The sequence below is a fragment of the Pseudomonas acericola (SeqCode) genome (genome assembly GCF_053456465.1).
The window spans coordinates 176,161-202,573 of sequence record NZ_JBRFJB010000001.1 but is presented as its reverse complement, the minus strand read 5'-3'; the positions used below and the strand labels follow the sequence as shown (position 1 = coordinate 202,573).

Annotated in this window: 22 protein-coding genes and 1 pseudogene; 13 read left to right on the top strand and 10 right to left on the bottom strand. The window is 61.0% G+C overall.

The genetic code is table 11. The features are described 5' to 3' along the window. Window positions 1-7: 7 nt before the first annotated feature. Both ACU688_RS00890 and ACU688_RS00885 read left to right on the top strand, forming a co-directional pair. Window positions 8-2,044 (top strand): sensor histidine kinase, encoded by a 2,037-nt coding sequence (locus tag ACU688_RS00890; protein ID WP_448183332.1) that lies wholly within the window; start codon window positions 8-10, stop codon window positions 2,042-2,044. 2 nt (window positions 2,045-2,046) lie between these two features. Further along, a complete protein-coding gene (locus ACU688_RS00885; RefSeq protein ID WP_448183331.1) occupies window positions 2,047-2,625 on the top strand; it encodes a cob(I)yrinic acid a,c-diamide adenosyltransferase in 579 nt (192 codons plus the stop codon). 117 nt (window positions 2,626-2,742) lie between these two features. Here the strand turns inward: ACU688_RS00885 and ACU688_RS00880 are convergent, their stop codons facing one another. From ACU688_RS00880 to secA, 3 genes are all read right to left on the bottom strand, one after another. Then, window positions 2,743-3,687, bottom strand: coding sequence for a Nudix family hydrolase (locus ACU688_RS00880; RefSeq protein ID WP_448183330.1), 945 nt, complete (start codon window positions 3,685-3,687; stop codon window positions 2,743-2,745). Window positions 3,688-3,707: 20 nt separating this feature from the next. Then, complete coding sequence (argJ, locus tag ACU688_RS00875; RefSeq protein ID WP_448183329.1) at window positions 3,708-4,925, bottom strand: bifunctional glutamate N-acetyltransferase/amino-acid acetyltransferase ArgJ; 1,218 nt, start codon at window positions 4,923-4,925, stop codon at window positions 3,708-3,710. Between the two features lie 124 nt (window positions 4,926-5,049). Then, the gene (gene secA / locus ACU688_RS00870; protein ID WP_448183328.1) at window positions 5,050-7,785 is read right to left on the bottom strand and encodes a preprotein translocase subunit SecA; all 2,736 of its coding nucleotides are present in this window, start codon (window positions 7,783-7,785) and stop codon (window positions 5,050-5,052) included. A 305-nt stretch (window positions 7,786-8,090) separates the two neighbouring features. Between secA and ACU688_RS00865 the strand changes: the two genes are divergently transcribed. After that, window positions 8,091-8,546: a DUF721 domain-containing protein gene (locus ACU688_RS00865; protein ID WP_448183327.1), complete on the top strand. Its 456-nt coding sequence runs from the start codon at window positions 8,091-8,093 to the stop codon at window positions 8,544-8,546. 4 nt (window positions 8,547-8,550) lie between these two features. On the opposite strand, the gene ACU688_RS00860 is transcribed toward ACU688_RS00865, so the two are convergent. Continuing rightward, window positions 8,551-10,029 carry a helicase HerA-like domain-containing protein gene (locus ACU688_RS00860; RefSeq protein WP_448183326.1) on the bottom strand — a complete coding sequence of 493 codons (1,479 nt, stop codon included), beginning with the start codon at window positions 10,027-10,029 and terminating at the stop codon, window positions 8,551-8,553. 204 nt (window positions 10,030-10,233) lie between these two features. Here ACU688_RS00860 and ACU688_RS00855 point away from each other — a divergent pair. Together ACU688_RS00855 and ACU688_RS00850 are read left to right on the top strand one after the other, a co-directional pair. Continuing rightward, window positions 10,234-11,265, top strand: a pseudogene (locus ACU688_RS00855) (cache domain-containing protein); the annotation flags it as partial. Window positions 11,266-11,358: 93 nt separating this feature from the next. Continuing rightward, window positions 11,359-12,123 (top strand): methyl-accepting chemotaxis protein, encoded by a 765-nt coding sequence (locus ACU688_RS00850; RefSeq protein WP_448184012.1) that lies wholly within the window; start codon window positions 11,359-11,361, stop codon window positions 12,121-12,123. Between the two features lie 606 nt (window positions 12,124-12,729). Here the strand turns inward: ACU688_RS00850 and ACU688_RS00845 are convergent. Together ACU688_RS00845 and purU are read right to left on the bottom strand one after the other, a co-directional pair. Further along, complete coding sequence (locus ACU688_RS00845) at window positions 12,730-12,900, bottom strand: hypothetical protein (protein WP_257781279.1); 171 nt, start codon at window positions 12,898-12,900, stop codon at window positions 12,730-12,732. 86 nt (window positions 12,901-12,986) lie between these two features. Beyond that, window positions 12,987-13,835: a formyltetrahydrofolate deformylase gene (gene purU, locus ACU688_RS00840; RefSeq protein ID WP_124524960.1), complete on the bottom strand. Its 849-nt coding sequence runs from the start codon at window positions 13,833-13,835 to the stop codon at window positions 12,987-12,989. Window positions 13,836-14,181: 346 nt separating this feature from the next. Between purU and mvaT the strand changes: the two genes are divergently transcribed. Then, window positions 14,182-14,556, top strand: a complete 375-nt coding sequence (gene mvaT, locus ACU688_RS00835; RefSeq protein WP_005790963.1) for a histone-like nucleoid-structuring protein MvaT — start codon at window positions 14,182-14,184, stop codon at window positions 14,554-14,556. Window positions 14,557-14,643: 87 nt separating this feature from the next. On the opposite strand, the gene sbcB is transcribed toward mvaT, so the two are convergent. Continuing rightward, a complete protein-coding gene (sbcB, locus tag ACU688_RS00830) occupies window positions 14,644-16,071 on the bottom strand; it encodes an exodeoxyribonuclease I (RefSeq protein ID WP_448183325.1) in 1,428 nt (475 codons plus the stop codon). A 167-nt stretch (window positions 16,072-16,238) separates the two neighbouring features. On the opposite strand from sbcB, the gene ACU688_RS00825 reads away from it, so the two are divergent. Genes ACU688_RS00825 through ACU688_RS00800 form a run of 6 tightly spaced genes read left to right on the top strand, consistent with a single transcriptional unit; the run spans window position 16,239 to window position 22,909 of the window. After that, window positions 16,239-16,931 (top strand): RDD family protein, encoded by a 693-nt coding sequence (locus tag ACU688_RS00825; protein WP_448183324.1) that lies wholly within the window; start codon window positions 16,239-16,241, stop codon window positions 16,929-16,931. Further along, window positions 16,928-17,908 (top strand): stage II sporulation protein M, encoded by a 981-nt coding sequence (locus ACU688_RS00820; RefSeq protein ID WP_448183323.1) that lies wholly within the window; start codon window positions 16,928-16,930, stop codon window positions 17,906-17,908. Before ACU688_RS00825 ends, ACU688_RS00820 begins: the two co-directional genes overlap by 4 nt. After that, window positions 17,895-19,424, top strand: coding sequence for a DUF4129 domain-containing protein (locus ACU688_RS00815; RefSeq protein ID WP_448183322.1), 1,530 nt, complete (start codon window positions 17,895-17,897; stop codon window positions 19,422-19,424). The genes ACU688_RS00820 and ACU688_RS00815 overlap by 14 nt, the downstream gene beginning before the upstream one ends. Beyond that, window positions 19,421-20,578: a DUF4350 domain-containing protein gene (locus ACU688_RS00810; RefSeq protein ID WP_448183321.1), complete on the top strand. Its 1,158-nt coding sequence runs from the start codon at window positions 19,421-19,423 to the stop codon at window positions 20,576-20,578. Before ACU688_RS00815 ends, ACU688_RS00810 begins: the two co-directional genes overlap by 4 nt. Continuing rightward, window positions 20,575-21,570, top strand: a complete 996-nt coding sequence (locus tag ACU688_RS00805; RefSeq protein WP_448183320.1) for an AAA family ATPase — start codon at window positions 20,575-20,577, stop codon at window positions 21,568-21,570. Before ACU688_RS00810 ends, ACU688_RS00805 begins: the two co-directional genes overlap by 4 nt. Before the next feature lie 7 nt (window positions 21,571-21,577). Continuing rightward, window positions 21,578-22,909: a DUF58 domain-containing protein gene (locus ACU688_RS00800; RefSeq protein WP_448183319.1), complete on the top strand. Its 1,332-nt coding sequence runs from the start codon at window positions 21,578-21,580 to the stop codon at window positions 22,907-22,909. A gap of 61 nt (window positions 22,910-22,970) precedes the next feature. On the opposite strand, the gene ACU688_RS00795 is transcribed toward ACU688_RS00800, so the two are convergent. Beyond that, entirely contained in the window at window positions 22,971-23,330 is a 360-nt protein-coding gene (locus tag ACU688_RS00795; RefSeq protein WP_448183318.1) for a PilZ domain-containing protein, read from the bottom strand. A gap of 222 nt (window positions 23,331-23,552) precedes the next feature. Continuing rightward, window positions 23,553-23,927, bottom strand: coding sequence for a tol-pal system YbgF family protein (locus ACU688_RS00790; RefSeq protein WP_124524969.1), 375 nt, complete (start codon window positions 23,925-23,927; stop codon window positions 23,553-23,555). Window positions 23,928-24,100: 173 nt separating this feature from the next. Between ACU688_RS00790 and pyk the strand changes: the two genes are divergently transcribed. Then, window positions 24,101-25,552 carry a pyruvate kinase gene (pyk, locus tag ACU688_RS00785; RefSeq protein ID WP_124524970.1) on the top strand — a complete coding sequence of 484 codons (1,452 nt, stop codon included), beginning with the start codon at window positions 24,101-24,103 and terminating at the stop codon, window positions 25,550-25,552. Window positions 25,553-25,662: 110 nt separating this feature from the next. On the opposite strand, the gene ACU688_RS00780 is transcribed toward pyk, so the two are convergent. Further along, a complete protein-coding gene (locus ACU688_RS00780) occupies window positions 25,663-26,412 on the bottom strand; it encodes an enoyl-CoA hydratase-related protein (protein ID WP_448183317.1) in 750 nt (249 codons plus the stop codon). Window position 26,413 lies beyond the last annotated feature (1 nt).

The following is a 26,413-nucleotide window of genomic DNA, read 5'->3' as shown; positions in this document are numbered from 1 at the left end:
AACCCTGATGCCGCTGCGCCAGCGTCTAGAAAATCTACCGGTAGGGCAGAAACTGCTGGCCGCCCTGCTGGTGCTGCTGACCACCGTATTGCTGGTGGCCAACCTCACCTTTATCAGCGCCGCCTACTGGATCTCCCAGGAAAGCATGGCGCCCCAGGCGCTCCAGGCCATTGGCCGATTGGTGTCCAACCCCGCCCTGGCGGCCGAAGCCCTTGAATCCCCGGCCAAAGCCGACGCCTTGCTCAATGAGCTGACCAGCTACTCGCCCCTGCGCGCGGCGGCCTTGTATGACGGCGAAGGCAACCGCCTGGCGCAGATGCAACACGGCGACCGTCTGCACCTGCCCGACCATTACCGGCACATCGAAGCCTGGCGCGTCACCGAGTTTCGCAGCAACCAGGTCATCACCCTGCCCCGCGCTGGCCAGCCGTCCGGGCACTTGCTGCTGGTGGCCAGCAGTGAACTGCCGGTGGCGTTCTATACCGGCACCTTGACCGCCAGCCTGGGCATCCTGATTTTCAGCGTGCTGCTGTGGCTGATCATCGCCCGGCAGATCAAACGCCTGATCACCCGGCCGATCCACGAATTGGAAGAACTCTCGCGCCAGGTCACCCGCGAAGAGAACTACGCCCTGCGCGCCGGCCGTGGCAACCACGATGAAATCGGCAGCCTGGCCGAGGCATTCAACACCATGCTGTCGCGCATCGAGGCACGCGAGCAGCAGCTCAAGCGCGCCCGGGACGATTCCCAGGAAGCCTACGCCCAGGCCCAGGGCCTAGCGGAAGAAACCCGCCACACCAACCGCAAACTGGAACTCGAAGTCCAGGTGCGCAGCAAGATCGAGAAAAAGCTCACAGGCTTCCAGAACTACCTCAACAGCATCATCGACTCCATGCCATCCGCCCTGATCGCCCTGGACGAGCAACTCTACGTCACCCAGTGGAACCAGGAAGCCAGCGCCCTCTCCGGCACACGCCTGGATGAAGCGCTGAACCAGCCGATCTTCCTCGCCTTCCAGCCGCTCAAGCCGTACCTACCGCAGATCAAGGCCACCGTTGAACAGCACACCGTGGAGCGCATCGAGCGCGTCACCTGGATCAAGGACGACGAGCCCAAGCATTACGCCCTGACCTTCTACCCGCTGATGGGCGGCGCCGGGCGCGGCGTGGTGATTCGTATCGACGACATCACCCAGCGCCTGTCCCTGGAAGAGATGATGGTGCAGTCGGAAAAAATGCTCTCCGTCGGCGGGCTGGCCGCCGGCATGGCCCACGAGATCAACAACCCGCTGGGGGCGATCCTGCATAACGTGCAGAACATCCGCCGCCGCCTCTCCCCCGACCTGCCCAAGAACCTCGAACACGCCGAGCAGGCGGGCGTCGAACTGGACGTCGTCAACCGCTACCTGCGCAGCCGCGAAGTGCCGCAACTGCTCGACGGCATCCAGCAGGCCGGTGCACGCGCAGCAAAAATCGTCACCCACATGCTCAGTTTCAGCCGCCGCAGCAACCGGCAGATGGCACCTTGCGACTTACCTGCATTGATCGATCAGGCCGTAGAAATCGCCGGCAATGATTTCGACCTGACCATCGGTTTCGACTTCAAGGGCCAGGCCATCGTGCGCCAGTTCGACCCGCAACTGGGCCCGGTGCCCGGCACCGCCAACGAACTTGAACAAGTGCTGCTCAATCTGCTGAAAAACGCCGCCCAGGCCATCCACCTGCGTGAAGACGACCGCGAACCGGGGCGCATCATCCTGCGCACCCGCCTCAACCCGCCGTGGGCAGAAATCCAGGTGGAAGACAACGGCATCGGCATGAGTGAAAACGTGCGCAAACGCACCTTCGAGCCGTTCTTCACCACCAAGGAAATCGGCCAGGGCACCGGGCTTGGGCTATCGGTTTCGTATTTCATCATCACCAACAACCACAAGGGCCAGATGGAAGTGCAGTCCACCCTCGGCCAAGGCACCTGCTTCACCTTGCGCCTGCCCTTGGCCGGCAGCCAACTGCCGCCTTATGAACTGACTCAACTGGAGCAATGACCATGGGCTTTCGCCTGTCGAAGATCTACACCCGCACCGGCGACAAAGGCGAAACCGGCCTTGGTGACGGCCGCCGCGTGCCCAAGGACCACCCTCGGGTCGAAGCGATTGGCGAGGTGGATACGCTGAACAGCCAGTTGGGGTTGTTGCTGGCCAACCTGGAAGAACAGTGCGGTAAACATCCTGAATTGAAGGACGTGATCGAGGTGCTGACCCCCTGCCAACATCGCTTGTTTGACTTGGGCGGCGAGCTGGCAATGCCGGTGTACAAGGCGTTGAATGCAGCGGAAGTGGATCGCCTGGAAGCGGCGATTGACAGATGGAACGAGGAAGTCGGGCCGCTGGAGAACTTCATCCTGCCCGGTGGCTCGGCGTTGATCGCCCAGGCCCATGTGTGCCGCAGCCTGGCGCGCAGTGCGGAGCGGCGGTGTCAGCAGTTGAATGCGATTGAGCCGTTGGAAGGGGTGGGCTTGGCGTATATCAATCGGTTGTCGGATGTGTTGTTTGTGGCGGCCAGGGTGATTGCCCGGCGCCAAGGTGTTGCGGAGGTTTTGTGGCAGGCGGCTGCCAAGCCGCACTGATGATTTTGTAGTGTTTGATCCGGCCCTATCGCGGGCAAGCCCGCTCCCACATTTGATTTGTGAATACATTCAAAATGTGGGAGCTGGCTTGCCTGCGATGAGGCCGGCAAAGCTACATCAAACCTCAGGCCAGAACGCCCGAATCCCGGCAACTCCCTGAGCCCCAGCCTCCCAAGCCTGTTCCCGCTCGGCCGGCCCAACCCCACCCAGCAAAAACACCGGCTTGCTGAACCCACTGATCAACTGCGCCGCCTGCTCCCAACCCAACGGCTGAGCATCGGGGTGCGTCTGGGTCGGTTGCACCGGCGACAGCGTGACGAAATCCACGTCCATCAACTCTGCCAGCGCCAGTTCCTCAGCGTTGTGGCACGAAGCCGCCAACCACCGATCCTTGGGTAATGGCCGACCTTTACTCGCGTACTTGCGCAGTTGCGCCGAGGTCATGTGCCAGCCGGCCGCAGGAAAATCCCCCAGCCATTCAAACGGCCCCTTGAGCATCAACTGCGCCTTGCCGGCACACAGGCCCACCGCGTCCACCGCCAGGTCACGATACTTGGGGTCGTAACCATTCGGCGCACGCAGTTGCACCAGCTTGATGCCACCGGCAATGGCTTTCTGGATACCACGCAACAACGTCGGGGTTTCCAGTTCACCCGGGGTGATCAGGTACTCGGCTGGCAAGCGCGCAGCCGCAACGATCGGTGCATTGGCCGCTGGGAACTCATAGTTGGGTAAATCCCGAGGGGCCACCCATTCCAGCGGCTGCCCTTCGGCGCCATGGGGCTCGCCGGTAAACGCCGACACTTCCCAGACATCCAGCAACACCTGTTTGTCCGGGTAGTCATGCTGCACCTTGATCAACGGCCGCGCCGTGGTGACCTGGATGCCCAATTCTTCCTGCAACTCGCGGGACAGCGCAGTGGCGACCGATTCACCGGCCTCCACCTTGCCACCGGGAAACTCCCAGAGGCCGCCCTGATGCTGGGTATCGGCGCGGCGCGCCAGCAGAATCCTGCCGTCGACACCACGGATCACCGCTGCTGCTACATGCACTCGTTTCACCGCGCTTATCCTCTTGGCGATCAGGTACGGTATTCCGCGTTGATCTTCACGTACTCGTGGGACAGGTCGGTGGTCCAGATGGTTTCGCTGCATTCGCCGCGACCCAACTCGATGCGGATGGTGATTTCTTCCTGCTGCATCACCGCCGAGCCCTGGGCTTCAGTGTAGGTTTCGGCACGGGCGCCACGGCTGGCGATGCACACGTCACCGAGGAACACGTCGATCTTGCTCACGTCCAGGTCCGGCACGCCGGCACGGCCAACGGCGGCGAGGATGCGGCCCCAGTTCGGGTCGGAAGCAAACAGCGCGGTCTTGATCAGCGGCGAGTGGGCCACGGTGTAGCCCACGTCCAGGCATTCCTGGTGGTTGCCGCCGCCGTTGACTTCAACGGTGACAAACTTGGTGGCGCCTTCGCCGTCGCGCACGATGGCCTGGGCCACGTCCATGCACACTTCGAACACGGCCTGTTTCAGCGCCGCAAACAGCGGGCCGCTGGCGGCGGTGATTTCCGGCAGGTTGGCCTGGCCGGTGGCGATCAGCATGCAGCAGTCGTTGGTCGAGGTGTCGCCATCGATGGTGATGCGGTTGAACGACTTGTTGGCGCCGTCGAGGATCAGGCTGTGCAACACCTCGCGGGAAACCTTGGCGTCAGTGGCGATGTAGCCGAGCATGGTGGCCATGTTCGGGCGGATCATGCCCGCGCCCTTGCTGATGCCGGTCACGGTAACGGTCACGCCATCGTGCTCAAACTGGCGGCTCGCGCCTTTGGGCAGGGTGTCGGTGGTCATGATGCCAGTGGCAGCGGCCGCCCAGTTGTCCACCGACAGGTCATCCAGCGCGGCTTGCAGTGCGCCTTCGATCTTCTCGACAGGCAGCGGCTCGCCGATCACACCGGTGGAGTACGGCAGCACTTGGCTGGCATCGACGCCGGTCAACTCGGCCAGCTTGGCGCAGGTACGCGCAGCCGCCACCAGGCCTGGCTCGCCGGTGCCGGCGTTGGCATTGCCAGTGTTGGTCAGCAGGTAGCGGATGGTGCCAGCCACGCGTTGCTTGGCCAGGATCACCGGCGCTGCGCAGAACGCGTTGAGGGTGAACACACCCGCGACCGTCGAACCTTCGGCACAGCGCATCACCACCACATCTTTACGCCCCGGGCGCTTGATGCCGGCCGAAGCGATACCGAGTTCAAAACCGGCAACCGGGTGCAAAGTGGGCAAAGGACCAAGACCAACAGCCATGAATGCGCTCCTTAAAAATCAGATGATGTGTGTGCCGTCGTAAGCGACGGTGAAATTAATGGCAAAACGCCGCGACGGCAAAGGCCGGTCGCGGCGCGGGGTGTTGCAGCGTCAGGGCGAAATCTTATTCGATCTGGCCGTGGCAGTGTTTGAACTTCTTGCCCGAACCGCAGTAGCACAGCTCGTTGCGGCCCAGCTTCTGGTCGTTGCGCACTGGCGTCTGAGCCAAGGCTACATCAACCTCTTCGCCCAAGACTTCAGGGGCTTCCAGGCCCGGTGCTTCGTCGTGCTGGAACTGCATGCGCGCAGCCAGTGCCTCGGCTTCCTGACGCAGGCGAGCTTCTTCCTCGATCGGGTCTTCGCGACGCACCTGAACGTGGGACAGCACGCGGATCGAATCGCGCTTGATCGAATCCAGCAGTTCGGAGAACAGCGTGAACGACTCGCGCTTGTACTCCTGCTTCGGGTTCTTCTGGGCGTAGCCACGCAGGTGGATGCCGTGACGCAGGTGGTCCATGGTCGACAGGTGGTCTTTCCACAGGTCGTCCAGCACGCGCAGTACGATTTGCTTCTCGAAGGTGCGCAGTGCTTCGGCACTCGCCTGCTCTTCTTTCTCGTTGTACGCGGCCAGCAGTTCGGCCATCAGTTTTTCGCGCAGGGTTTCTTCGTACAGGTGGTCGTCTTCGTCCAGCCACTGCTGAACGGGCAGATCGACACCAAAATCGCTCTTCAACGCGGCTTCCAGACCGGCGACATCCCACTGCTCAGGCAGGGATTGTGGCGGAATGTGTGCGCTGACGGTGGCGTTGAGCACGTCCTGACGGAAATCGGCGATGGTCTCGCCAATGTTGTCGGCGGCCAGCAACGTGTTACGCATGTGATAGATCACTTTACGCTGTTCGTTGTTGACGTCATCGAATTCCAGCAGTTGCTTACGGATATCGAAGTTGCGGCCTTCAACCTTGCGCTGTGCCTTCTCGATGGCGTTGGTCACCATGCGGTGTTCAATCGCTTCACCGGACTGCATGCCCAGGGCCTTCATGAAGTTCTTCACGCGGTCCGAGGCGAAGATGCGCATCAGGCTGTCTTCCAGGGACAGGTAGAAGCGGCTGGAACCGGCGTCACCCTGGCGACCGGCACGACCACGCAGCTGGTTGTCGATACGGCGCGATTCGTGACGCTCGGAAGCGATCACCTGCAAACCACCGGATTCCAGCACGGCCTGGTGGCGTTTCTGCCAGTCCGCCTTGATCTGGGCGATCTGCTCGGGGGTCGGGTTGTCCAGGGAAGCGACTTCCACTTCCCAGTTGCCGCCCAACAGGATGTCGGTACCACGACCGGCCATGTTGGTGGCGATGGTCAGTGCGCCTGGGCGACCGGCCTGGGCGATGATCTCGGCTTCTTTTTCGTGGAACTTGGCGTTGAGGACCTTGTGCTCGATGCCTTCCTTGTTGAGCAGGTTCGATACGTGCTCGGAAGTCTCGATGGTGGCGGTACCCACCAGGATCGGACGCCCCTGGGCCATGCCGTCCTTGATGTCGTTGATGATGGCCGCGTATTTCTCTTCGGCCGTCAGGAACACCAGGTCGTTGAAATCTTTACGGGCCAGCGGCTTGTTCGGTGGGATAACCATCACCGACAGACCGTAGATCTGGTGGAACTCGAACGCCTCGGTGTCAGCCGTACCGGTCATGCCGGACAGCTTGTTATACAGGCGGAAGTAGTTCTGGAAGGTGGTGGACGCCAACGTCTGGCTTTCAGCCTGGATGTTGAGGTGTTCCTTGGCTTCGATGGCCTGGTGCAGGCCTTCGGACAGACGACGACCCGGCATGGTACGGCCGGTGTGTTCGTCAACCAGTACGACCTGGCCGTCCTGCACGATGTATTCAACGTTGCGATGGAACAGCTTGTGAGCGCGCAGGCCAGCATACACGTGGGTCAGCAGGCCCAGGTTGTGCGCCGAGTACAGGCTTTCACCTTCGGCCAGTTCGCCGATCTGGGTCAGCATCTCTTCGACGAACTGGTGACCGGCTTCGTTGAGCTCGACCTGGCGGGTCTTCTCGTCGATGGAGAAATGACCTTCTTTGGTCACCACGCCTTCCACTTCCTCGATGTGCTGCTCCAGGCGCGGGATCAACTTGTTGATCTCGGTGTACAGGCGCGAGCTGTCTTCGGCTTGGCCGGAGATGATCAGCGGGGTACGGGCTTCGTCGATCAGGATGGAGTCGACTTCGTCGATCACGGCAAAGTTGAGTTCGCGCTGGAATTTTTCATCCATGCTGAACGCCATGTTGTCGCGCAGGTAGTCGAAACCGAATTCGTTGTTGGTGCCGTAGGTGATGTCGCAGGCGTAGGCAGCGCGCTTCTCTTCCGGCGGCTGGAACGGCAATACGACACCGACGGTCAAGCCGAGGAATTCGTACAGCGGGCGCATCCAGTTGGCGTCCCGGCGGGCCAGGTAGTCGTTCACCGTCACAACGTGCACGCCCTTGCCGGACAGTGCGTTGAGGTAAACGCCCAGGGTTGCCACCAGGGTCTTGCCTTCACCGGTACGCATTTCGGCAATCATGCCTTCATGCAAGGTCATGCCGCCGATCAACTGGACGTCGAAGTGGCGCATGCCCATGACACGCTTACCGGCTTCACGGGCGACCGCAAAGGCTTCGGGAAGCAGCTTGTCGAGGGTTTCACCTTTGGCTATGCGGGCCTTGAACTCTTCGGTCTTGGCGCGCAATTGGTCGTCCGAAAGGGCAACCATCTGCTCTTCGAAGCCGTTGACCAGCTGCACCGTCTTGAGCATGCGTTTGACTTCGCGCTCATTCTTGCTTCCAAAAAGTTTCTTTAACAAAGGCGCAAACATATCGGCAGGTTCTTCCACACATAGGGATGGAGGGCGCACCGTGAGTGGCCCGAGCAGCCCTCACGGCCGCATGCGAACGCGCATTCTACCCGGATTCGTGGGTGAGGAAAGTGGCGTTATTCCCCGATGCTGGCATGGTGCTGTGAGAGGGCTTGTTTAAAATAAGGGCTTTTGGCGGAACTTCAACCCATGGAGCACAGAAGTTACCTATTGATTTCGCAGGTTTTGCCCCGCCGATGCATTGCCAGGGGGCGTACAGGCGCTTTCTGCTAAGATGGCCGCTCTGTTACTTAAGGTGTCCAATAATGGCATTTCGCCCTCTTACAGCCCGCGCTCCCGGCGCGTTGCTTCGCGAAGCCAAGCCGTTGAAAGCCATCTTTGGCCATGCGCAACGCTTGGGCCATCTGCAACGCCTGGTTGAAAGCCAGCTGCAACCTGCCGCACGCGAACATTGCCATGTGGCGTCGTGGCGCGAAGGCAACCTGCTGCTAATTGTCACAGACGGCCATTGGGCGACCCGCTTGCGCTATCAGCAAAAACGCCTGCAACGGCAATTGATGGCCTTTGATGAATTCGCCAGCCTGATGCGCATCCAGTTCAAGGTGCAACCGCCCACCGTCCAGCAAGGCGCGGTGGGGCATACCATGGACTTGTCGGAAAACGCGGCCGAAACCATTCAGGCAACGGCCGACGGGATCAGCGACCCAGGCCTGCGCGCGGCCCTGGAACGGCTCGCTGCCCACGCCAAGCCGAAGGCTTGAGCCACTACTTGCGCTTGCTGCCGCCGAGCAACGACCCCAATAACCCGCGCACCAACTGCCGCCCCATCTGATTAGCAGCTTGTTGCATCGCGGATTTCAGCGCCTTGCCCGCCGTGGTGCCCAGGAATGCACCGGCCTTGTCGGTAAAGCTCGGTTCCTCATCGGCCGGTTTGGCTTCTTCGGTCGGCCCCAACTCCTTGCGCGCCATCAGCACTTCGTAGGCCGATTCGCGATCGATTGGCTTGTCATAGCGCCCGGCAAGCGGCGAACTGGCGACCAACGCCGCGCGCTCAGCCTCGCTCAACGGCCCGATTCGCGATTGCGGCGGTGCAACCAATACGCGCTGGACCACTTCTGGCGTGCCCTTTTCCTGCAGCGTCCCCACCAATGCCTCACCCGTGCCCAATTCGGTCAGCACCGCCAAGGCGTCAAAGGCCGGGTTCGGCCGAAAGCCATCCGCCACCGCCCGCAGGGACTTCTGCTCTTTGGTAGTGAACGCACGCAGGCCATGCTGGATACGCAGGCCGAGCTGTGCCAGCACCGTGTCCGGCAGGTCCCCTGGGGATTGCGTGACGAAATACACGCCGACGCCTTTGGAACGGATCAGCCGCACCACCTGCTCCAGGCGCTCTTGCAACGCCTTGGGCGTATCGGCAAACAGCAGATGCGCCTCATCGAAAAACAGCGCCAGCAACGGTTTGTCCGCGTCGCCGCGCTCGGGCAGTTGCTCGAACAACTCCGCCAACAGCCATAAAAGGAAGGTCGCATAGACCTTCGGCGACTCATGCACCAGGCGACTGGCGTCCAGCAGATGGATACGCCCCCGACCGTCGCTGGCCGGTTGCAGGATATCTTCGAGTTGCAGGGCCGGCTCGCCAAACAAGGCTTCGGCGCCCTGTTGCTCCAGCACCGCCAGGCGGCGCAGCAGTGCCTGGCTGGAGCCGGTGGTCATCAGCGCCGCATCGTCACCCAACAGTTCCGGGTGGTAACGCAGGTGGTTGAGCAGTGCCTTGAGGTCCTTCAAGTCCAGCAGCAACAGGCCTTCGCGGTCGGCCACCTTGAAGGTCGCATAGAGCGCCGACTGCTGGCTGTCGGTGAGTTCCAGCAAGGCGCCGAGCAGCAACGGGCCCATCTCGCTGATGGTGGTGCGCAACGGATGACCGGACTGCCCGTGGATATCCCACAACGTAACCGGGTATGCCTTGGCCGTGTAATTAAGGAAAGGCATGCCGGCAATCCGCTCGGCCACCTTGCCCTGTGGGTTGGCGGCGGCGCCCAGGCCACAGAGGTCGCCCTTGATGTCGGCGGCAAATACCGCCACACCCGCGTCGCTGAACGCTTCCGCCAGGCGCTGCAAGGTCACGGTCTTGCCCGTGCCGGTGGCGCCGGCGATAAGCCCATGGCGGTTGGCCAGGCGCATGGCCTGGGCGATGGGCTGGCCTTCAAGGTCTGCGCCGATCAGGAGTTGCGTGGAGTCGGACATTTTCTCACCCGTGGTTAAGCTTTAGTGCTGCAAGGTCGATATAGACAGATGTGAGACCCACAAAGTCTAAAAATAGGTCAGACAGTTCCCACAGGAGCCAGCGGAACTGTCACAAGCAATAACACACCTTTTTTGACGCTGCCATTCTGCGCATCCCATAAGGGCGCGCATCGGATATCAAGACCTTAGCGGACCCTACAAGCCATGAATAAAAATCTACGCTTCAGCCACAAAATCCTGCTTGCAGCCTCCCTTATCGTCGTCGCCGCTTTTGCGCTGTTTACCCTCTACAACGATTACCTGCAACGCAACGCGATCCGCAACAACCTCAACAGTTACCTGCATGAAATGGGCGATGTCACCGCCGGCAACATTCAAACCTGGCTCAGCGGGCGCATTGCACTGGTCGAGAACGCTGCGCAAAACATCGCTATCAACCCAGAACCCAACGTGGTCGCCAGCCTGCTGGACCAGAAAAGCCTGACCTCCTCGTTCATGGCAACCTACGTCGGCGACAGCACCGGCGCCTTCACCATTCGCCCCGACACCAAGATGCCGGACGGCTTCGACCCGCGCACCCGCCCCTGGTACAAGGGCGCCCAGACCAGCAACGGTTCAACCCTGACCGAGCCCTACATCGATGCGGCGACCGGCAAGTTGATCATTTCCATCGCCACCCCGAGCACCAAGGCCGGCCAGGCCATCGGCGTGGTGGGCGGCGACCTCAGCCTGCAAACCCTGGTGGACAACATTGGCGCACTGAACCTGGGCGGCATGGGTTATGCGTTCCTGGTCAGCGCCGACGGCAAAGTCCTGGTACACCCGGACAAGAACCTGGTGATGAAGTCCCTGGCCGATGTCTATCCAAACAACACCCCGAAAATCAGCAGCGACTTCAGCGAAGTCGAGGCCAACGGCAAGGACAACATCATTACCTTCACGCCGATCAAAGGGTTGCCGTCGGTGAACTGGTACCTCGGTATTTCGGTAGACAAAGACAAAGCCTTCGCCATGCTCAGCGAATTCCGCGCCTCGGCAGTGATCGCGACGGTGATTGCCGTGGTGATCATCATCGCCCTGCTCGGCATGTTGATCCGCGTGCTGCTGCAACCGCTGCACCTGATGACCCGTGCCATGCAAGACATCGCCGATGGCGAGGGTGACCTGACCCGCCGCCTGACCATCCAGAACCACGACGAATTCGGCACCCTGGGCAATGCGTTCAACCGGTTCGTCGAGCGCATTCATACCTCGATCCGCGAAGTGTCGTCGGCCACGGGGCAAGTCAATGAAGTGGTCCTGCGCGTGGTCAGCGCCTCCAACTCGTCAATGGTCAATTCCGACGAACAGGCCAACCGCACCAACAGCGTCGCCGCCGCCATCAACCAACTGGGGGCCGCCGCCCAGGAAATCGCCCGCAACGCCGCGCAAGCCTCCAGCCAGGCCAGCGATGCACGCAACCTCGCGGAAGACGGCCAGCAAGTGGTGGAACGCAACATCAAGGCGATGACTCAGCTCTCGGCGATGATCAGCACCTCTAGCACCAATATCGAAGCACTTAACAGCAAAACGGTGAACATCGGGCAGATCCTCGAAGTGATCACCAGTATCTCCCAGCAAACCAACCTGCTGGCGCTCAACGCCGCCATCGAAGCGGCTCGTGCCGGTGAAGCGGGACGCGGGTTTGCCGTGGTCGCCGATGAAGTGCGCAACTTGGCCCACCGCACCCAGGAGTCTGCGCAACAGGTGCAGACCATGATCGAAGAGCTGCAAGTCGGCGCGCGGGATTCGGTCAGCACCATGAGTGAAAGCCAGCGCCACAGCCAGGACAGCGTGGAGATTGCCAACCTCGCCGGCGAGCGCCTGAACAGCGTGACCCAGCGCATCGGCGAGATCGACGGCATGAACCAGTCGGTCGCCACCGCTACCGAGGAACAGACCTCGGTGGTGGAGTCGATCAACATGGACATTACCGAGATCAACACCCTCAACCAGGAAGGCGTGGAAAACCTGCAATCCACGTTGCGCGCCTGTACCGACCTTGAGCAACAGGCTGGGCGGTTGAAGCAGTTGGTTGGCAGTTTCCGTATTTGACCCATCAAGGCGTAGGTATCTGCACAACTTTGAGTATTGCTGCTGGACCTGTGGCGAGGGAGCTTGCTCCCGTGACGGACTGGCAGTCGGGCGGTTTTTACCGGGTGTAAACCGGTTCAAAATGTGGGAGCTGGCTTGCCTGCGATAGCTATGTGTTAGGCGCTGAGGCTTCTTGGGCGGAGTACATATCCGTTATTTAGGTAACGGCTGATATTGGTTCCGCCCTTACGGCGGGTCACTTTTGGAAAAGAGCCCCAAAAGTAACCAAAAGGGCTCTTGCCCCACCACTCGGCACCTCGCCTAGGCTCGGTGTGCCCTCACTCCGGCTTGAATCCGTGGGCCGCCGTCATGGGCCATCCTTGGCCCAGGACGGCTAACCCGGCGTCCTGCCGGGTTACCCACGGATTCAAGCCTGCGTTCGGCCAGCGTGGTTAACGGGGCGCCTCAGATCAAAATCAAGAGCCAGAGCCAGAGCCAGAGCCAGAGCCAGAGCCAGAGCCAGAGCCAGAGCCAGAGCCAGAGCCAGAGCCAGAGCCAGAGCCAGAGCTTCGGGTTTTGTCAGGTCCAGTCGTTGTGTAGATACCTATGTTCATCAAGGGCAAGGCGTTACGCCTTGTCGTCTTCGGCCTTGCCCTGCTCACGTTCCCACAGCTCGGCGGCACCCGGGAATTCGGTGCCGTCGTCACTGTCGAGGTCATCCGGGTCATAGCGGCTCAAACAGCCCTCCCCCAACGTCGCCGGGGCTTTGGATGTGGCTTTGTCCAGCGGATCGCTCATCGTCCACTCCTTGATGGCAGGCAAAGAAAAAGGGCCTGGGACGATTTAACGCCCAGGCCCTTCATTCTTCAATCGCAACGCGCTGATCAGAACACGACCGTCTTGTTGCCGTGGACCAATACGCGGTCTTCCAGGTGATAACGCAGGCCACGGGCCAGCACCATCTTCTCGACGTCACGACCGAAGCGCACCATGTCTTCAATGCTGTCGCTGTGGCTGACACGGACTACGTCCTGCTCGATGATCGGGCCGGCGTCCAGCTCTTCGGTCACGTAGTGGCATGTCGCGCCAATCAGCTTCACACCGCGCAGCGAAGCCTGGTGATAAGGCTTGGCGCCGACAAACGACGGCAGGAAGCTGTGGTGAATGTTGATCACCTTGCCCGCGTACTCACTGCACAGCTCCGGCGGCAGGATCTGCATGTACCGCGCCAGCACCACGACGTCGGCTTCATGCTGCTTGACCAGGCGGGAGACTTCGGCGAAGGCCGGCTCCTTGTCCTGTGGATTGACCGGCACGTGGTAGTACGGAATACCATGCCACTCGACCATGCTGCGCAGATCGTCGTGGTTGGAAATCACACAGGCGATCTCGCAGTCCAGCTCATCGCTGTGCCAGCGATGCAGCAAGTCGGCGAGGCAGTGGGATTCGCGACTGGCCATCAGCACCACGCGCTTCTTCTGCTCGGTGTCGGTGATGTGCCAGGTCATCGAAAACTCTTCGGCAATCGGCGCAAATGCGTCGCGGAAGGCATCAAGACCAAAGGGCAGCGAGTCGGCACGAATCTCGTGACGCATGAAGAACCAACCGCTGAGATTGTCCGAGTGATGGCTCGCCTCGGTGATCCAGCCGTTGTGGGAGGCCAGGAAATTACTGACTTTGGCAACGATACCAACCCGGTCCGGGCAAGCAATCACCAGCCGAAAAGTGCGCATTAGGGGGAAACTCCAGAACTTCGCAAAGGCCGCCATTCTAGCGACAACGCAGAAAAACTGCAGTATCCGTTGCGCCTATTCTGAGCACCCGCCCCGGACACATCCCTTAACAGCGTAAGGTTTTACCACCGTTATATGAACGCCTAACAGCAAGATTGAGCAGTTAAGCTTTTTAAGGAGATTATCTTGGCGGCCTACGCCCTATTAATTAATTCGAACGCATGGCACTGCCACAAACATTCAACGTAATTCACATAAATACACCCTTAAATGTTTACTTGAGGATTTGGCCTGACTATTATTGGCCCACTTCCTGTCAATCAGCGCTCTACATAAGGTAGTCCACATGTCCCTGATCAACGAATACCGCGCCACCGAAGAAGCTATCAAAGAGCTGCAAGCCCGTTTGAAGAACCTGTCCCAAGACGACAAGCTGCAAACTGAGCTGGAATTCGAAGGCAAACTGCGCACCCTGATGGGTGAATACTCCAAGTCCCTGCGTGACATCATCGCGCTGCTGGACCCAGAGTCGAAAGTTAAAGCTCCACGTGGTGCCGTGAAAACTACTGGCACCAAGCGTGCACGCAAGGTCAAGCAATACAAGAACCCGCACAACGGCGAAGTGATTGAAACCAAAGGTGGCAACCACAAAACGCTGAAAGAGTGGAAAGCCAAGTGGGGCGGTGACGTGGTTGAAGGCTGGGCTACCCTGCTGGGCTAAGCCTCATCGGGCCAAGGCCTGATACGCGACACATTAAAAAACGCCAGCTAGCTGGCGTTTTTTAATGCCGGCTTTTTAATAAGCCGATTACAAATTGAAGCGTGCCGCTAAAGAATCGGCATAGTGCTGCCACTGATCCAACACCTGAAGCTGATACGGCGTAGCACTTACCGCTAACTCCAGCCGTGCCTGGTTAAATGCCTCAAGGGTAATCGGCGCGCCCCATTCAGGATCCGTCAAACGCTGCGCACAGAACAATTTCCAGCGTTGTTGCTCCTCGCTATTCAAGGTCTCTGGAAAGTTACGCGCACGGTAGCGAAATAATAATTCGGGCAGACGATGATCATCGAAAGGCCATGGCTGGCTCGCTAATTGTGCCGGCTCGGCGTTACGCACTTGCTCGCATAAGCGACGATCACGATCACCGATAAAACCATCATAAAGCTGCTGCTCCGGGTCATGGGTCGGTGCAAAATCTTCCTCGGCATAAATCGCCGCCAACTTGTCACGCCAAACTTCCTGTGCGTCAGTTAGCCGCAGCGCACGTGCCTGATAACTGTCCATATCCAATTGCAGCCGCTCGCGATCTTGCGCCCGCAGCACACTCAAGGGCGCCACCACCGGGCAGCGATTGATGTGCAGCAACTTGAGTGGCACCGGCAACTCACCCTCTGCCAGTTCATCACGCCGCGTGTAAAGGCGCTGGCGTAGCGTCTCGGCGTCAAGGTCCAGCAACCCTTGAGGGTCGAGGCCCAGGTCGCACACGATCAACGCATTGCGGTTGCGTGGGTGCCACGCCAACGGCAGCACCACGCCGAGGTAATGACGCTCAGCGGAAAAACGCCCGGAAATATGCACCATCGGTTGCAGCAGCCGCACCTGGTCCATCACGCGCTGTTTGCTGCGCAGTTCGAACAGCCAGTCGTACAGCTTGGGTTGCTTTTCGCGCACCAACCGCGCCAACGCGATGGTCGCGCGCACATCGGACAAGGCATCGTGGGCCTGGCCATGGTCAATCCCGTTGGCCGCGGTCAGGCGTTCGAGCTTGAGCGTGACGCGCCCGTCCTGTTGCGGCCACTCGATGCCTTCCGGGCGCAGGGCGTAAGCGGTGCGCACCACGTCGATCAAGTCCCAGCGGCTGTTGCCGCCCTGCCACTCACGCGCATAAGGGTCGAAAAAGTTGCGATACAAACTGTAGCGCGTCATTTCATCGTCAAACCGCAGGGTGTTGTAACCCGCCCCGCATGTACCGGGGGCTGCCAGCTCCGCATGCACCCGCGTCATGAAATCAGCCTCGGCCAAGCCCTTTTGCGCAAGGATGTCGGGGGTAATGCCAGTGATTGCACACGCGGCAGGATGGGGCAGGATATCGTCGCTGGGTTGGCAGTACAGGTTGACCGGCGGCCCGACTTCGTTCAGTTCGAGGTCGGTGCGAATACCGGCGACCTGAAGCGGACGATCGCTGCGCGGGTTGATGCCGGTGGTTTCATAGTCGTACCAGAAAATGGAGGTCACGGGCTGTTCCTGTGCTGATGATGCGCAAAGTCTAGGCGCTGCAAGGCGCTCGAAGCCAGCCCGATCTCGCCTGTACAAACATCCAGCAAAAGCTTGAGTGGTTGCTTCCAGCGCCGACACTGCTAGCATCCGTGTCTGCCAGCCACACTGCACTGCCAAGGATCGCGATGCCATCAGCCCCATTGGACACCCGTTACCAGATCGAGACCCCGGAGGGCATCGACCTGCCGCTGCGCCCCGCGGGTCTTGCGCCTCGTGCATTGGCCTTTGCGTTCGACCTGGGCTTGCGCGGGCTGATCATGGGCATCCTCATCGTCCCCCTGGCGTTGCTCGGCAACCTCGGGGTCGGTATCGGTTCGCTGCTACTGTTCCTGGTCAGCTGGTGGTACATGGTGCTGTTCGAAGTGCTCAACCAAGGCTGCTCGCCGGGCAAGCAAGTGATGGGCTTGCGCGTCGTCCAGGACGACGGCACACCTATCAGTTGGTCCGCCTCGTTGATTCGCAACCTGCTGCGTTTTATCGACATGCTGCCTTTCGGTTATTTTCTAGGTGCCATCAGCTGCCTGCAGCATCCTCACTTCAAACGGCTCGGCGACCTGGCCGCCGGCACCCTGGTGATCTACCGCGAACGTCCCCTGCCACGCCCCAAAGTGCCCCAGGCCGCCGCGCTGCGCTTGCCCTTCGCCCTGGACCTCGACGAGCAACGCGCCATTCTCGGCTTTGCCGAACGCCAGGGTGAACTGTCCGCCGAGCGGGTTCACGAGCTGGCTTCCATCCTCGCGACGCCCTTGCAAGTGTCTCCGGCCCGCGCCGTCGAGCAACTCAACGGCGTGGCCCGTGGCCTGTTGGGGCCGACATGAAACAGAGCCTCTTCGAACACCGTCACCAGCCCCAATGGCAGGCCTTCACCGTACAGCTTGAACAATTGGAGCAGGGCAAGGCCAAGGCCAGTGACCTGGCCGGCTTCCCCCACCAGTATCGACGCCTGTGCCAACACCTCGCCCTGGCTCAGGAGCGCGGCTACAGCAGTTACCTGGTGGACCCGCTGCAGCAATTGGCCTTGCGTGGCCATCAACAGTTGTATCGCCATCGCAGCCAATTGGGGGCGAAGGTATTGAGCTTCGTACTCGCGGACTTCCCACGCCTGGTGCGCGCCCAGTGGCGCTTTGTGCTGGCCGCCAGCCTGCTGTTCTTCGGCAGCCTGGTGGGTGTAGCACTGCTGGTGTTCCTGTTTCCCGACCTGATCTACAGCATCGTCAGCCCCCAACAGGTAGCCGAGATGCAAAGCATGTACGACCCTGCTGCCAGCCACCTCGGGCGGGCCGCCGAGCGCGCATCCAGCGAAGACTGGATGATGTTTGGCTACTACGTGATGCACAACATCGGTATCGCCTTCCAGACCTTTGCCGCCGGTTTGTTCCTGGGCCTGGGCAGCGTGTTCTTCCTGATTTTCAACGGCCTGATCATCGGCGCAATCTCCGGGCACCTCACCGAGATCGGCTACGGCCAGACGTTCTGGTCATTCGTGATCGGTCATGGTGCCTTTGAACTCAGCGCCATCGCCCTGGCCGGCGCGGCAGGCCTGCAGTTGGGCTGGGCGTTGATCGTCCCCGGGCAACTGACCCGTGGTGAATCCCTGAGGCTGGCGGCCCATCAAAGCGTGCAGATGCTCTGCGGCGTGATGGCGTTCCTCCTGATCGCAGCGTTTATCGAAGCCTACTGGTCCTCCACCACCAGTATTGCGCCGTGGCTCAAATACCTCGTGGGCGCCCTGCTCTGGCTGCTGGTGGCCACTTACCTGATCTTTGCCGGACGGACTCAGCATGCGCCTGAGTAATGCAAGCGTGGTGATTCGCCCTCGCACATCCTGGGAGGCCATGGACCTTGGGGTGCTCATGGCCCAGGAACATCGCTGGTTGCTGATGGGCAGTTGGGCGTTGGTGACATTGCCGATTTTCGCGTTGCTGACCGCACTGCTGTGGCGCTACCCCTCCATGGTCGCGTTCCTGTTCTGGTGGTTGAAGCCGGCCTTTGAACGTCTGCCGCTGTATATCCTGTCCAAAACCTTGTTTGCAGAAACACCCAGTATCAGCCAAGCCGTGCGCCAATGGCCGCACCTGCTCAAAGGCCAACTGCTGGTCAGCCTGACCTGGCGGCGATTCAGCCTGAGCCGCAGCTTCGCAATGCCCGTCAGCCAACTCGAAGGCCTGGATGGCAAGGACCGCCAACGCCGCCTCGGCGTACTGCAACAACACAACGCCGGGGCCGGGCGCTGGTTGACTCTTATCGGGATGCACCTGGAGGTAGGCCTGTGGCTGGGTTGCATGGCCCTGTTCTATTTGTTCATCCCCCAACAGCTTGAACTGGATTGGGACTGGCGACGGCTGGCATTGTCCACCGGTTCAGAGGCGCTCTGGCTGGAACACTTGGGCAATGGGTTCTACGCACTGATCCTGGTGTTCTGGGAACCCATCTACGTGGCCTGCGGCTTCAGCCTTTATCTCAACCGCCGCACCGCGCTGGAAGCCTGGGACCTGGAGCTGGTGTTCCGCCGCCTGCGTCAACGCCTGAGCAGCGCGGTGCCGCTTGTACTGCTGGTGTTCGTGCTGGCCTGCACCCCATTCAGCCGCCCCGCGATGGCCGATGACACTGCCGCCCCCAAGCCAGTGAGCACCCAGGCAGCCAGCCAATCGATCAAGGCACTGCTGGATAAACCACCGTTCAAGAACCCGGAGACGGTCACGCGTTATCGCTTCGGCGATGAAAAGGCCGCCGTCGAAAACAAACCCCGCGGCAACGGCAAGCTGCCGGCCTGGCTGCAAGCATTGCTGGACAACCTCAACAGCAACGCCTTCAAACACATCGCCCAAGGCGTGGAAGTAGTGCTTTGGGGCCTGTTGGCAGGCGGCATTGCCCTGTTGGTCTGGCGCTATCGCGACTGGCTGCACACCTTTGTCACCCGGCGTCGGCCACGCCAACCCAAACCCGGCAAGCCACCGCCCACCCAACTGTTCGGCCTGGAGCTGGGCGTTGAAACCCTACCCGACGATATCGCCAGCAGCGCCGAACAACTGTGGCCCACACAACCACGGGAAGCCCTCGGCCTGCTCTATCGCGGCCTGCTCAGCCGGCTGTTGCACGACTTCAACCTGCCACTCAAAAGCGCGGACACCGAAGGCCAGGTCCTGGAACGCATTCAAATGCTGCAACAACCGCAACTGCTGGCATTCAGTGATGAGCTGACTCGACACTGGCAAAACCTCGCGTACGGCCACCGTCTTCCACCGGTCCAGGCGCAGCAGCAACTGTGTAGCGACTGGCGCACCCTGTTCACCTCGGGAGCGCCGCAATGAACCGGCCTTTATTGTGGGTAAGTCTGCTGTTGGGGTGCCTGCTGGGGGTGGGAGGTTATTACCTCTGGGGCAAAGCGATCCCCTACGACGAAGTCATCGACCACGGCCCCTCTCCAGAAGCCAGGGCCAACCCTTACCTGGCGGCGGAACACTTCCTGCGCCAGCACGGCCTGAGCGTCCAACACGCCAATGGCCTTGAGCGCCTGGCGACCCTTCCCGCCAAGGGCAACAGCCTGTTGTTACTCGGGGAGCGCAGCAACATGTCGCCTCGCCAGGTCGAACAACTCCTGGAATGGGCCAAGGCCGGCGGCCACCTGCTGTTGGTGGCCGAAGCACTGTGGGACGAAGAAAGCGGCAAAAGCGGCGATTTGCTGCTTGATCGCCTGCATCTGCACCAAACCTTGAGTGACGAACCTGAAGAGCCCGCACAGGCCCGCAAAAAGCTGGCTCCCGACCTGACAAAGCTCTATGTCGACAACGAAACCGCCCCGGCCTATTTCAGCTTCGACACGGACTTCAACCTCACCGACCCCAAGCACCTGGCGCAGTTTTCCGCCAACAGTGCGAAGTCCAGCCACCTGATGCAACTCAAGCTCGGGCAGGGCAATGTGACGGTGATCACCGACAGCGACCTGTGGAAGTACCCGGCAATCGGCAAGCACGACAACGCCTGGCTGCTGTGGTACCTCAATCAAGGCACCGATGTGACCTTGTTGTTCAACAGCGACGTGGATGACCTCTTCACCTTGTTGCTACGCTATTTCCCCCAAGCCCTGGTGGCGCTCGCCGCCCTGCTCGCCCTGACGCTGTGGCACGCCGGCATGCGCCAAGGCCCGATGCGTGCCCCCGCGCCCAAGGCGCGCCGACAATTGCTGGAACACCTGCAGGCCAGCGCCGATTTCCTGCTGCGCCGCAGTGGCCAGGGTGCCTTGTTGCACGCCTTGCAGCGCGACATCCTGCGCGCCGCAAGGCGCCGCCACCCGGGCTTTGAACACCTCGACACGGCTGAACAGCAGCAAGCCCTTGAACAGCTGACACGCCAACCCTCTCACGTCATCAGTCAGGCCCTCGGCCCACTTCCGGCAAAACGGCTTTCCAGTGCCGACTTCAGCCGCCAGGTGGCAAGCCTGCAAACTCTCAGGAACGCCCTATGAGCGAATACTCCCCGGCACCGGCTCCGACGACCGAAGCCCTGCACCTGGCAAGCCAGCAGGCACAGGCCCTGCGTGTTGAACTACGCAAGGCGGTGATTGGCCAGGATCAAGTGATCGATGACGTGCTCACGGCACTGATCGCCGGCGGCCACGTGTTGCTTGAAGGCGTGCCCGGCCTGGGCAAGACCTTGCTGGTACGTGCCCTCGCGCGGTGTTTCGGCGGCGACTTCGCGCGCATCCAGTTCACCCCGGACTTGATGCCCAGCGATGTCACCGGCCACGCCGTGTACGACCTGCACACCGAACAGTTCAAGCTGCGCAAAGGGCCGCTGTTCACCCATTTGCTGCTGGCTGACGAAATCAACCGCGCCCCAGCCAAGACCCAAGCCGCCTTGCTCGAAGCCATGCAGGAGCGCCAAGTCACCCTGGAAGGGGAAGCACTGCCCATTGGCCAACCGTTCATGGTGCTGGCAACCCAGAACCCGATCGAACAGGAAGGCACCTACCCGTTGCCCGAGGCCGAACTGGACCGCTTCATGCTGAAGGTGCGCATGGACTACCCCGACGCCCGGCAGGAACTGGACATGGTGCGTGAAGTCACGCGTTCATCCCGGGCCGACATGCTCGACGTACAGCCCCTGCGCACCGTGCTGCAAGCCGAGGATGTGCTGCAACTCCAGCAGATCGCCAGTGAGCTCGCCCTGGACGAGCAAGTCCTGGACTACGCTGTGCGCCTGGCACGCGCCACCCGCAGCTGGCCCGGCTTGACCATCGGCGCCGGCCCGCGTGCGTCCATCGCCCTGGTGCGCGGTGCCCGGGCCAGGGCCCTGCTACGCGGCGGCGAGTTCGTCACCCCGGATGACATCAAGAGTTGCGCCTTGGCCGTATTGCGCCACCGGGTGCGTATCGCCCCGGAACTGGACATCGACGGACTGGACGTAGACCAGGTGCTCAAGCAAATGCTCGACCAGATCCCGGCCCCTCGGCAGTGAACCGCCCATGAAACCAACCCGCCTGCTGCTGGCCTGGCTTGCTGTGCTGCTGGGCCTGAATACCCTGCTCGGCGCTGCGGCAGCGTTGCAGCTTGAGGTGCCAAACACCCTGCACTCGGTCGCCTGGGGGCTGCTGCTGGCGCTCTTGTTGCTGGCATTACTGGATGCCGCCCGCCTGCGCCGGCGCCCTTCCCCGCGCGTGCAGCGGCAGATGCCCGGCAGCCTGGCACTGGGCCGTTGGGGCGAGGTCCACCTGACGTTCGAGCACGACTACCCACAGCCCCTGAACGTGCACGTATTCGACCACGTCCCCGATGGCCTGGGCGTGGAGAACATGCCCCAATCCATCGAGTTGCGACCCGGCGAGCGCAGTGAGCTGGTGTATCGCCTGCGCCCCTTGCGGCGCGGGCATTTCAGTTTCAGCCGTTGCGAAATGCACCTGCCGAGCCATCTGGGGCTTTGGGCTGCGCGGCGCTTTATCGAGGCCAGCGACGCCACCCGTGTCTACCCGGATTTCGCCCGCCTCTACGGTGCACAACTCTTGGGGGTGGATAACTGGCTGAGCCAGTTGGGGGTACGTCAACACCAACGGCGCGGACTAGGGCTGGAATTCCATCAGTTGCGCGAGTTTCGCGAAGGCGACAGCCTGCGCCAGATCGACTGGAAGGCAACCGCCCGGCAACGCACGCCCATCGCCCGGGAGTATCAGGATGAACGCGACCAGCAGATTGTATTCATGCTCGATTGCGGCCGTCGCATGCGTAGCCAGGATGGCGAGCTGTCGCATTTCGACCATGCGCTCAACGCCTGCCTGCTGCTCAGCTATGTCGCCTTGCGCCAGGGTGACGCCGTGGGGTTGTGTACTTTCGCCGGCGAGCGCTCGCGCTACCTTGCGCCAGTCAAGGGCAGCAGCCAGTTGAACCAGCTACTCAACGCGGTGTACGACCTGGACACCACCCGACGCACGGCCGACTACGAGGTCGCAGCCACCCAACTGCTGGCCCGACAAAAACGTCGTGCCTTGGTGATCATGGTCACCAACCTGCGGGATGAGGACGATGACGCACTGCTCACCGCCGTCAACCGCATCAGCCGCCAACACCGGGTGCTGGTGGCAAGCTTGCGCGAGGAGGTACTCGATCAACTGCGCCAAGCCCCGGTGCAAACCCTGGCTGAAGCCCTGGCCTACAGCGGCGCCGTAGACTACCTCAACACCCGCAATGAACTGCACGACCGTTTGACCGCACACGGCCTGTCGGTGCTGGACACTTCGCCATCGGAGTTGGGAGCGGATTTGGTAACGCGCTACCTGGGCTGGAAAAAAGCCGGGGTATTTTGAAATACCGAGTGCGCGGTCACGGCTGGGGTAGTCCCCTTGCCGTGCCGATTGCGCTCTGGATCTAGGCGGAAGCCTGCACGTGGTCAAAACTGAAGTACTGCAACAACAGGTTGATCAGTTGCCCATATTCCGCAGGCGCCTGGGCCAGGCTGAACCCTGAATCGTAATGTTGTGGATTGATGTCTTCACGGCTCCACAAGCAGGTCGCCGTGAGATCCACTACAAGCACAGAGGTGTCAGGCCCGGGCACCTTCAAGCGTAGCTCGAAGTCGACGCCAACCATCATGGGTAATTGGCTGATTAACATCAGCCCGCCTTCCGAAACGTTACCTAAAAAGCCGATAGGTTTATCGGTTAGACGGTTAAACACTTGTAGGAAACAAGGTAACTGGTGCCGTTCGATCCGTCGGTCGGTAAACATGTTGAGATCGCCATCCAGTGGCCATGACTCTGGCCGTGCCAGTGATAATGAACGAGCAGAATCGCTCGCTCTCCCTGGATTCCGACGTGACAACAACACGCTTGTCACAGGACAACTGCCGAATCCGGGCCCCGCATCCGTTCGAATGGAAACTTGTACAAACGAACATTCAAAGAGTAGCCCAAGACTGGCAGCCGGCCAGCTATTAAATGACGAATATCATCACAAAGACGCTGGACGTGCCTGTGCGGTGCTCGCGCCGGAGTAATGCCCCAGCTGTTGCAAGGTATCGAGCCGCGCGCGGGCACGGTATGCGTACTCGCTCGACGGGTATTGGTTAATGATGAATTGATAGGTCTGCACAGCATCGACGAACAGTTTCTGCCGCTCCAGGCATTGCCCGCGCAGCATCGAGACTTCTGGCTGCACATAACGCCGGCTGCGACTTTCACGATCGACCTGGGACAATTCCAGGGTCACGCGCTCGCAATCGCCAACCTTGTAGGCGCGGTAGGCGTTGTTCAAATGGTGGTCCATCGACCAGCGGGTGCAGCCGACAACACTGACGGCCAGGGCAGCAATGAGCAAAATTCGCATGAGGGTTCTCCTGTCTTGTGCAATGTATCGACCCCTCGTCGAAAATCTTCAAGGTTGTTCGTAATCAGCCGCAGTGAAAACAAGTCAATCATCGATAAGTAGTGCAAACGAACAATGACTACAACGATAGAGCATAGTAGCCTTCCTCAGCGCTTGAACTCAGGAGTCTGTGCATGTCCGTCCGTCGTACCAAAATCGTCGCCACCCTTGGCCCGGCCAGTAACTCGCCGGAAGTCCTCGAACAGCTGATTCTGGCTGGTTTGGACGTTGCCCGTCTGAACTTCTCCCACGGCACCCCAGACGAGCACAAGGCTCGCGCCAAACTGGTGCGTGACCTGGCCGCCAAGCACGGCCGCTTCGTGGCACTGCTGGGTGACCTGCAAGGCCCGAAAATCCGTATCGCCAAATTCGCCAACAAGCGTATCGAGCTGAAGATCGGTGACCCGTTCACTTTCTCCACCAGCCACCCGCTGACCGAAGGCAACCAGCAAGTCGTGGGTATCGACTACCCGGACCTGGTCAAGGACTGCGGCGTCGGCGACGAACTGTTGCTGGACGACGGTCGCGTCGTGATGCGCGTCGACACCGCCACCCCAACCGAACTGCACTGCACCGTGATCATCGGCGGCCCGCTGTCGGACCACAAAGGCATCAACCGTCGTGGTGGTGGCTTGACCGCACCGGCCCTGACTGAAAAAGACAAGGCCGACATCAAGCTCGCCGCCGAAATGGAAGTGGACTACCTCGCCGTATCCTTCCCGCGCGACGCTGCCGACATGGAATACGCCCGTAAACTGCGCGACGAAGCCGGCGGTACCGCCTGGCTGGTGGCGAAGATCGAACGCGCTGAAGCCGTGGCCGATGACGAAACCCTCGACGGCCTGATCAAGGCTTCCGACGCCGTAATGGTTGCCCGTGGTGACCTGGGTGTGGAAATCGGTGACGCCGAGCTGATCGGTATCCAGAAGAAGATCATCCTGCACGCACGCCGCCACAACAAAGCGGTGATCGTGGCGACCCAGATGATGGAGTCGATGATCCAGAACCCGATGCCGACCCGCGCCGAAGTGTCCGACGTGGCCAACGCCGTGCTGGACTACACCGACGCCGTGATGCTCTCGGCGGAAAGTGCTGCTGGCCCGTATCCGCTGGAAGCGGTGCAAGCCATGGCGCGTATCTGCGTCGGCGCCGAAAAGCACCCGACCAGCAAGACCTCCAGCCACCGCATCGGCAAAGAGTTCGAAAGCTGCGACCAGAGCATCGCCCTGGCCGCCATGTACACCGCCAACCACTTCCCGGGCGTGAAGGCGATCATCGCCTTGACCGAAAGTGGCTACACGCCGTTGATCATGTCGCGTATCCGCTCCTCGGTGCCGATCTACGCGTTCACTCCACACCGCGAAGCCCAGGCTCGCGCGGCGATGTTCCGTGGCGTGTACACCGTACCGTTCGACCCGGCTTCGCTGGCACCCAATGAAGTGAGCCAGGCAGCCATCGACGAGTTGGTCAAGCGCGGCGTCGTGGAGAAAGGCGACTGGGTCATCCTGACCAAGGGCGACAGCTACCACACCACTGGTGGCACCAACGGCATGAAGATCCTGCATGTGGGCGACCCGCAGGTCTGAGTGACTGCTGAATGAAAAAGCCCCGACTGGTTCGGGGCTTTTTTATGCCTGGATTTTTGTGTGGCGGCAGAGGGCTTGCCCGCGATGAGGCCCGACCAATCACCCTAGTTTCATCGCCGAGTGATAAAAGCCGACAACGCCGCCACCGCCTCCGGCGACCGCAACCGCTGGGTAAACAACGCCCCCTCTTCCTCGATCACCTGCCGCAGCTGCTCGCGATCCACGCTCTTCATCAGTTGCTTGGTCACCTGCACCGCCTCCGGCGCCAGGTCTTCAAAACGTGCGGCCATTTCCCGCGCCTTGGCCAACGCCGCTTCACCACTGCCCAACGCCTCGGTGGCAATCCCCCATGCGGCCGCCTGCTCGCCGCTGAAACCTTCGCCCAACAGCAGCAATTCAGCCGCCTTCGCATGCCCTAACAAGCGCGGCAGGATCAAGCTCGACCCAAACTCTGGACACAGCCCCAGATTGACAAACGGCATACGCAAACGCGCATCGCGGCTGACGTAGACCAGGTCGCAATGCAGCAACAGCGTGGTGCCGATCCCCACCGCCGCGCCCGCCACAGCGGCGACCACCGGTTTGCGGCAGTTGAGCAGGCTTTGCATGAAGTGAAACGGTGGGCTATCGAGGCTGGTGGGCGGCTGTTCAAGAAAGTCGCCGATGTCGTTGCCGGCGGTAAAACACGCACTGCTGCCCTGGATCAGCACGGCGCGAATGCCTGCGTCCGCATCAGCGTGCTCAAGCGCCTCGGCCAACTGCGTGTACATCGCGCGGGTCAGGGCATTTTTCTTGTCGGGGCGATTGAGCTGCAAGGTCAGCAACCCACGTTCGCGGTACTGCAGGATGGCGTCGGTCATG

What these genes read in the sequence shown, in the direction of transcription:
- ACU688_RS00890 (WP_448183332.1), top strand. Translation starts at nt 8, where the DNA reads ATGCCGCTGCGCCAGCGTCTAGAAAATCTACCGGTAGGGCAGAAACTG.
- ACU688_RS00885 (WP_448183331.1), top strand. Translation starts at nt 2,047, where the DNA reads ATGGGCTTTCGCCTGTCGAAGATCTACACCCGCACCGGCGACAAAGGC.
- argJ (WP_448183329.1), bottom strand. Translation starts at nt 4,925, where the DNA reads ATGGCTGTTGGTCTTGGTCCTTTGCCCACTTTGCACCCGGTTGCCGGT.
- secA (WP_448183328.1), bottom strand. Translation starts at nt 7,785, where the DNA reads ATGTTTGCGCCTTTGTTAAAGAAACTTTTTGGAAGCAAGAATGAGCGC.
- ACU688_RS00865 (WP_448183327.1), top strand. Translation starts at nt 8,091, where the DNA reads ATGGCATTTCGCCCTCTTACAGCCCGCGCTCCCGGCGCGTTGCTTCGC.
- ACU688_RS00860 (WP_448183326.1), bottom strand. Translation starts at nt 10,029, where the DNA reads ATGTCCGACTCCACGCAACTCCTGATCGGCGCAGACCTTGAAGGCCAG.
- ACU688_RS00850 (WP_448184012.1), top strand. Translation starts at nt 11,359, where the DNA reads ATGGTCAATTCCGACGAACAGGCCAACCGCACCAACAGCGTCGCCGCC.
- ACU688_RS00845 (WP_257781279.1), bottom strand. Translation starts at nt 12,900, where the DNA reads ATGAGCGATCCGCTGGACAAAGCCACATCCAAAGCCCCGGCGACGTTG.
- purU (WP_124524960.1), bottom strand. Translation starts at nt 13,835, where the DNA reads ATGCGCACTTTTCGGCTGGTGATTGCTTGCCCGGACCGGGTTGGTATC.
- mvaT (WP_005790963.1), top strand. Translation starts at nt 14,182, where the DNA reads ATGTCCCTGATCAACGAATACCGCGCCACCGAAGAAGCTATCAAAGAG.
- ACU688_RS00825 (WP_448183324.1), top strand. Translation starts at nt 16,239, where the DNA reads ATGCCATCAGCCCCATTGGACACCCGTTACCAGATCGAGACCCCGGAG.
- ACU688_RS00820 (WP_448183323.1), top strand. Translation starts at nt 16,928, where the DNA reads ATGAAACAGAGCCTCTTCGAACACCGTCACCAGCCCCAATGGCAGGCC.
- ACU688_RS00815 (WP_448183322.1), top strand. Translation starts at nt 17,895, where the DNA reads ATGCGCCTGAGTAATGCAAGCGTGGTGATTCGCCCTCGCACATCCTGG.
- ACU688_RS00810 (WP_448183321.1), top strand. Translation starts at nt 19,421, where the DNA reads ATGAACCGGCCTTTATTGTGGGTAAGTCTGCTGTTGGGGTGCCTGCTG.
- ACU688_RS00805 (WP_448183320.1), top strand. Translation starts at nt 20,575, where the DNA reads ATGAGCGAATACTCCCCGGCACCGGCTCCGACGACCGAAGCCCTGCAC.
- ACU688_RS00800 (WP_448183319.1), top strand. Translation starts at nt 21,578, where the DNA reads ATGAAACCAACCCGCCTGCTGCTGGCCTGGCTTGCTGTGCTGCTGGGC.
- ACU688_RS00795 (WP_448183318.1), bottom strand. Translation starts at nt 23,330, where the DNA reads ATGTTTACCGACCGACGGATCGAACGGCACCAGTTACCTTGTTTCCTA.
- ACU688_RS00790 (WP_124524969.1), bottom strand. Translation starts at nt 23,927, where the DNA reads ATGCGAATTTTGCTCATTGCTGCCCTGGCCGTCAGTGTTGTCGGCTGC.
- pyk (WP_124524970.1), top strand. Translation starts at nt 24,101, where the DNA reads ATGTCCGTCCGTCGTACCAAAATCGTCGCCACCCTTGGCCCGGCCAGT.
- ACU688_RS00780 (WP_448183317.1), bottom strand. Translation starts at nt 26,412, where the DNA reads ATGACCGACGCCATCCTGCAGTACCGCGAACGTGGGTTGCTGACCTTG.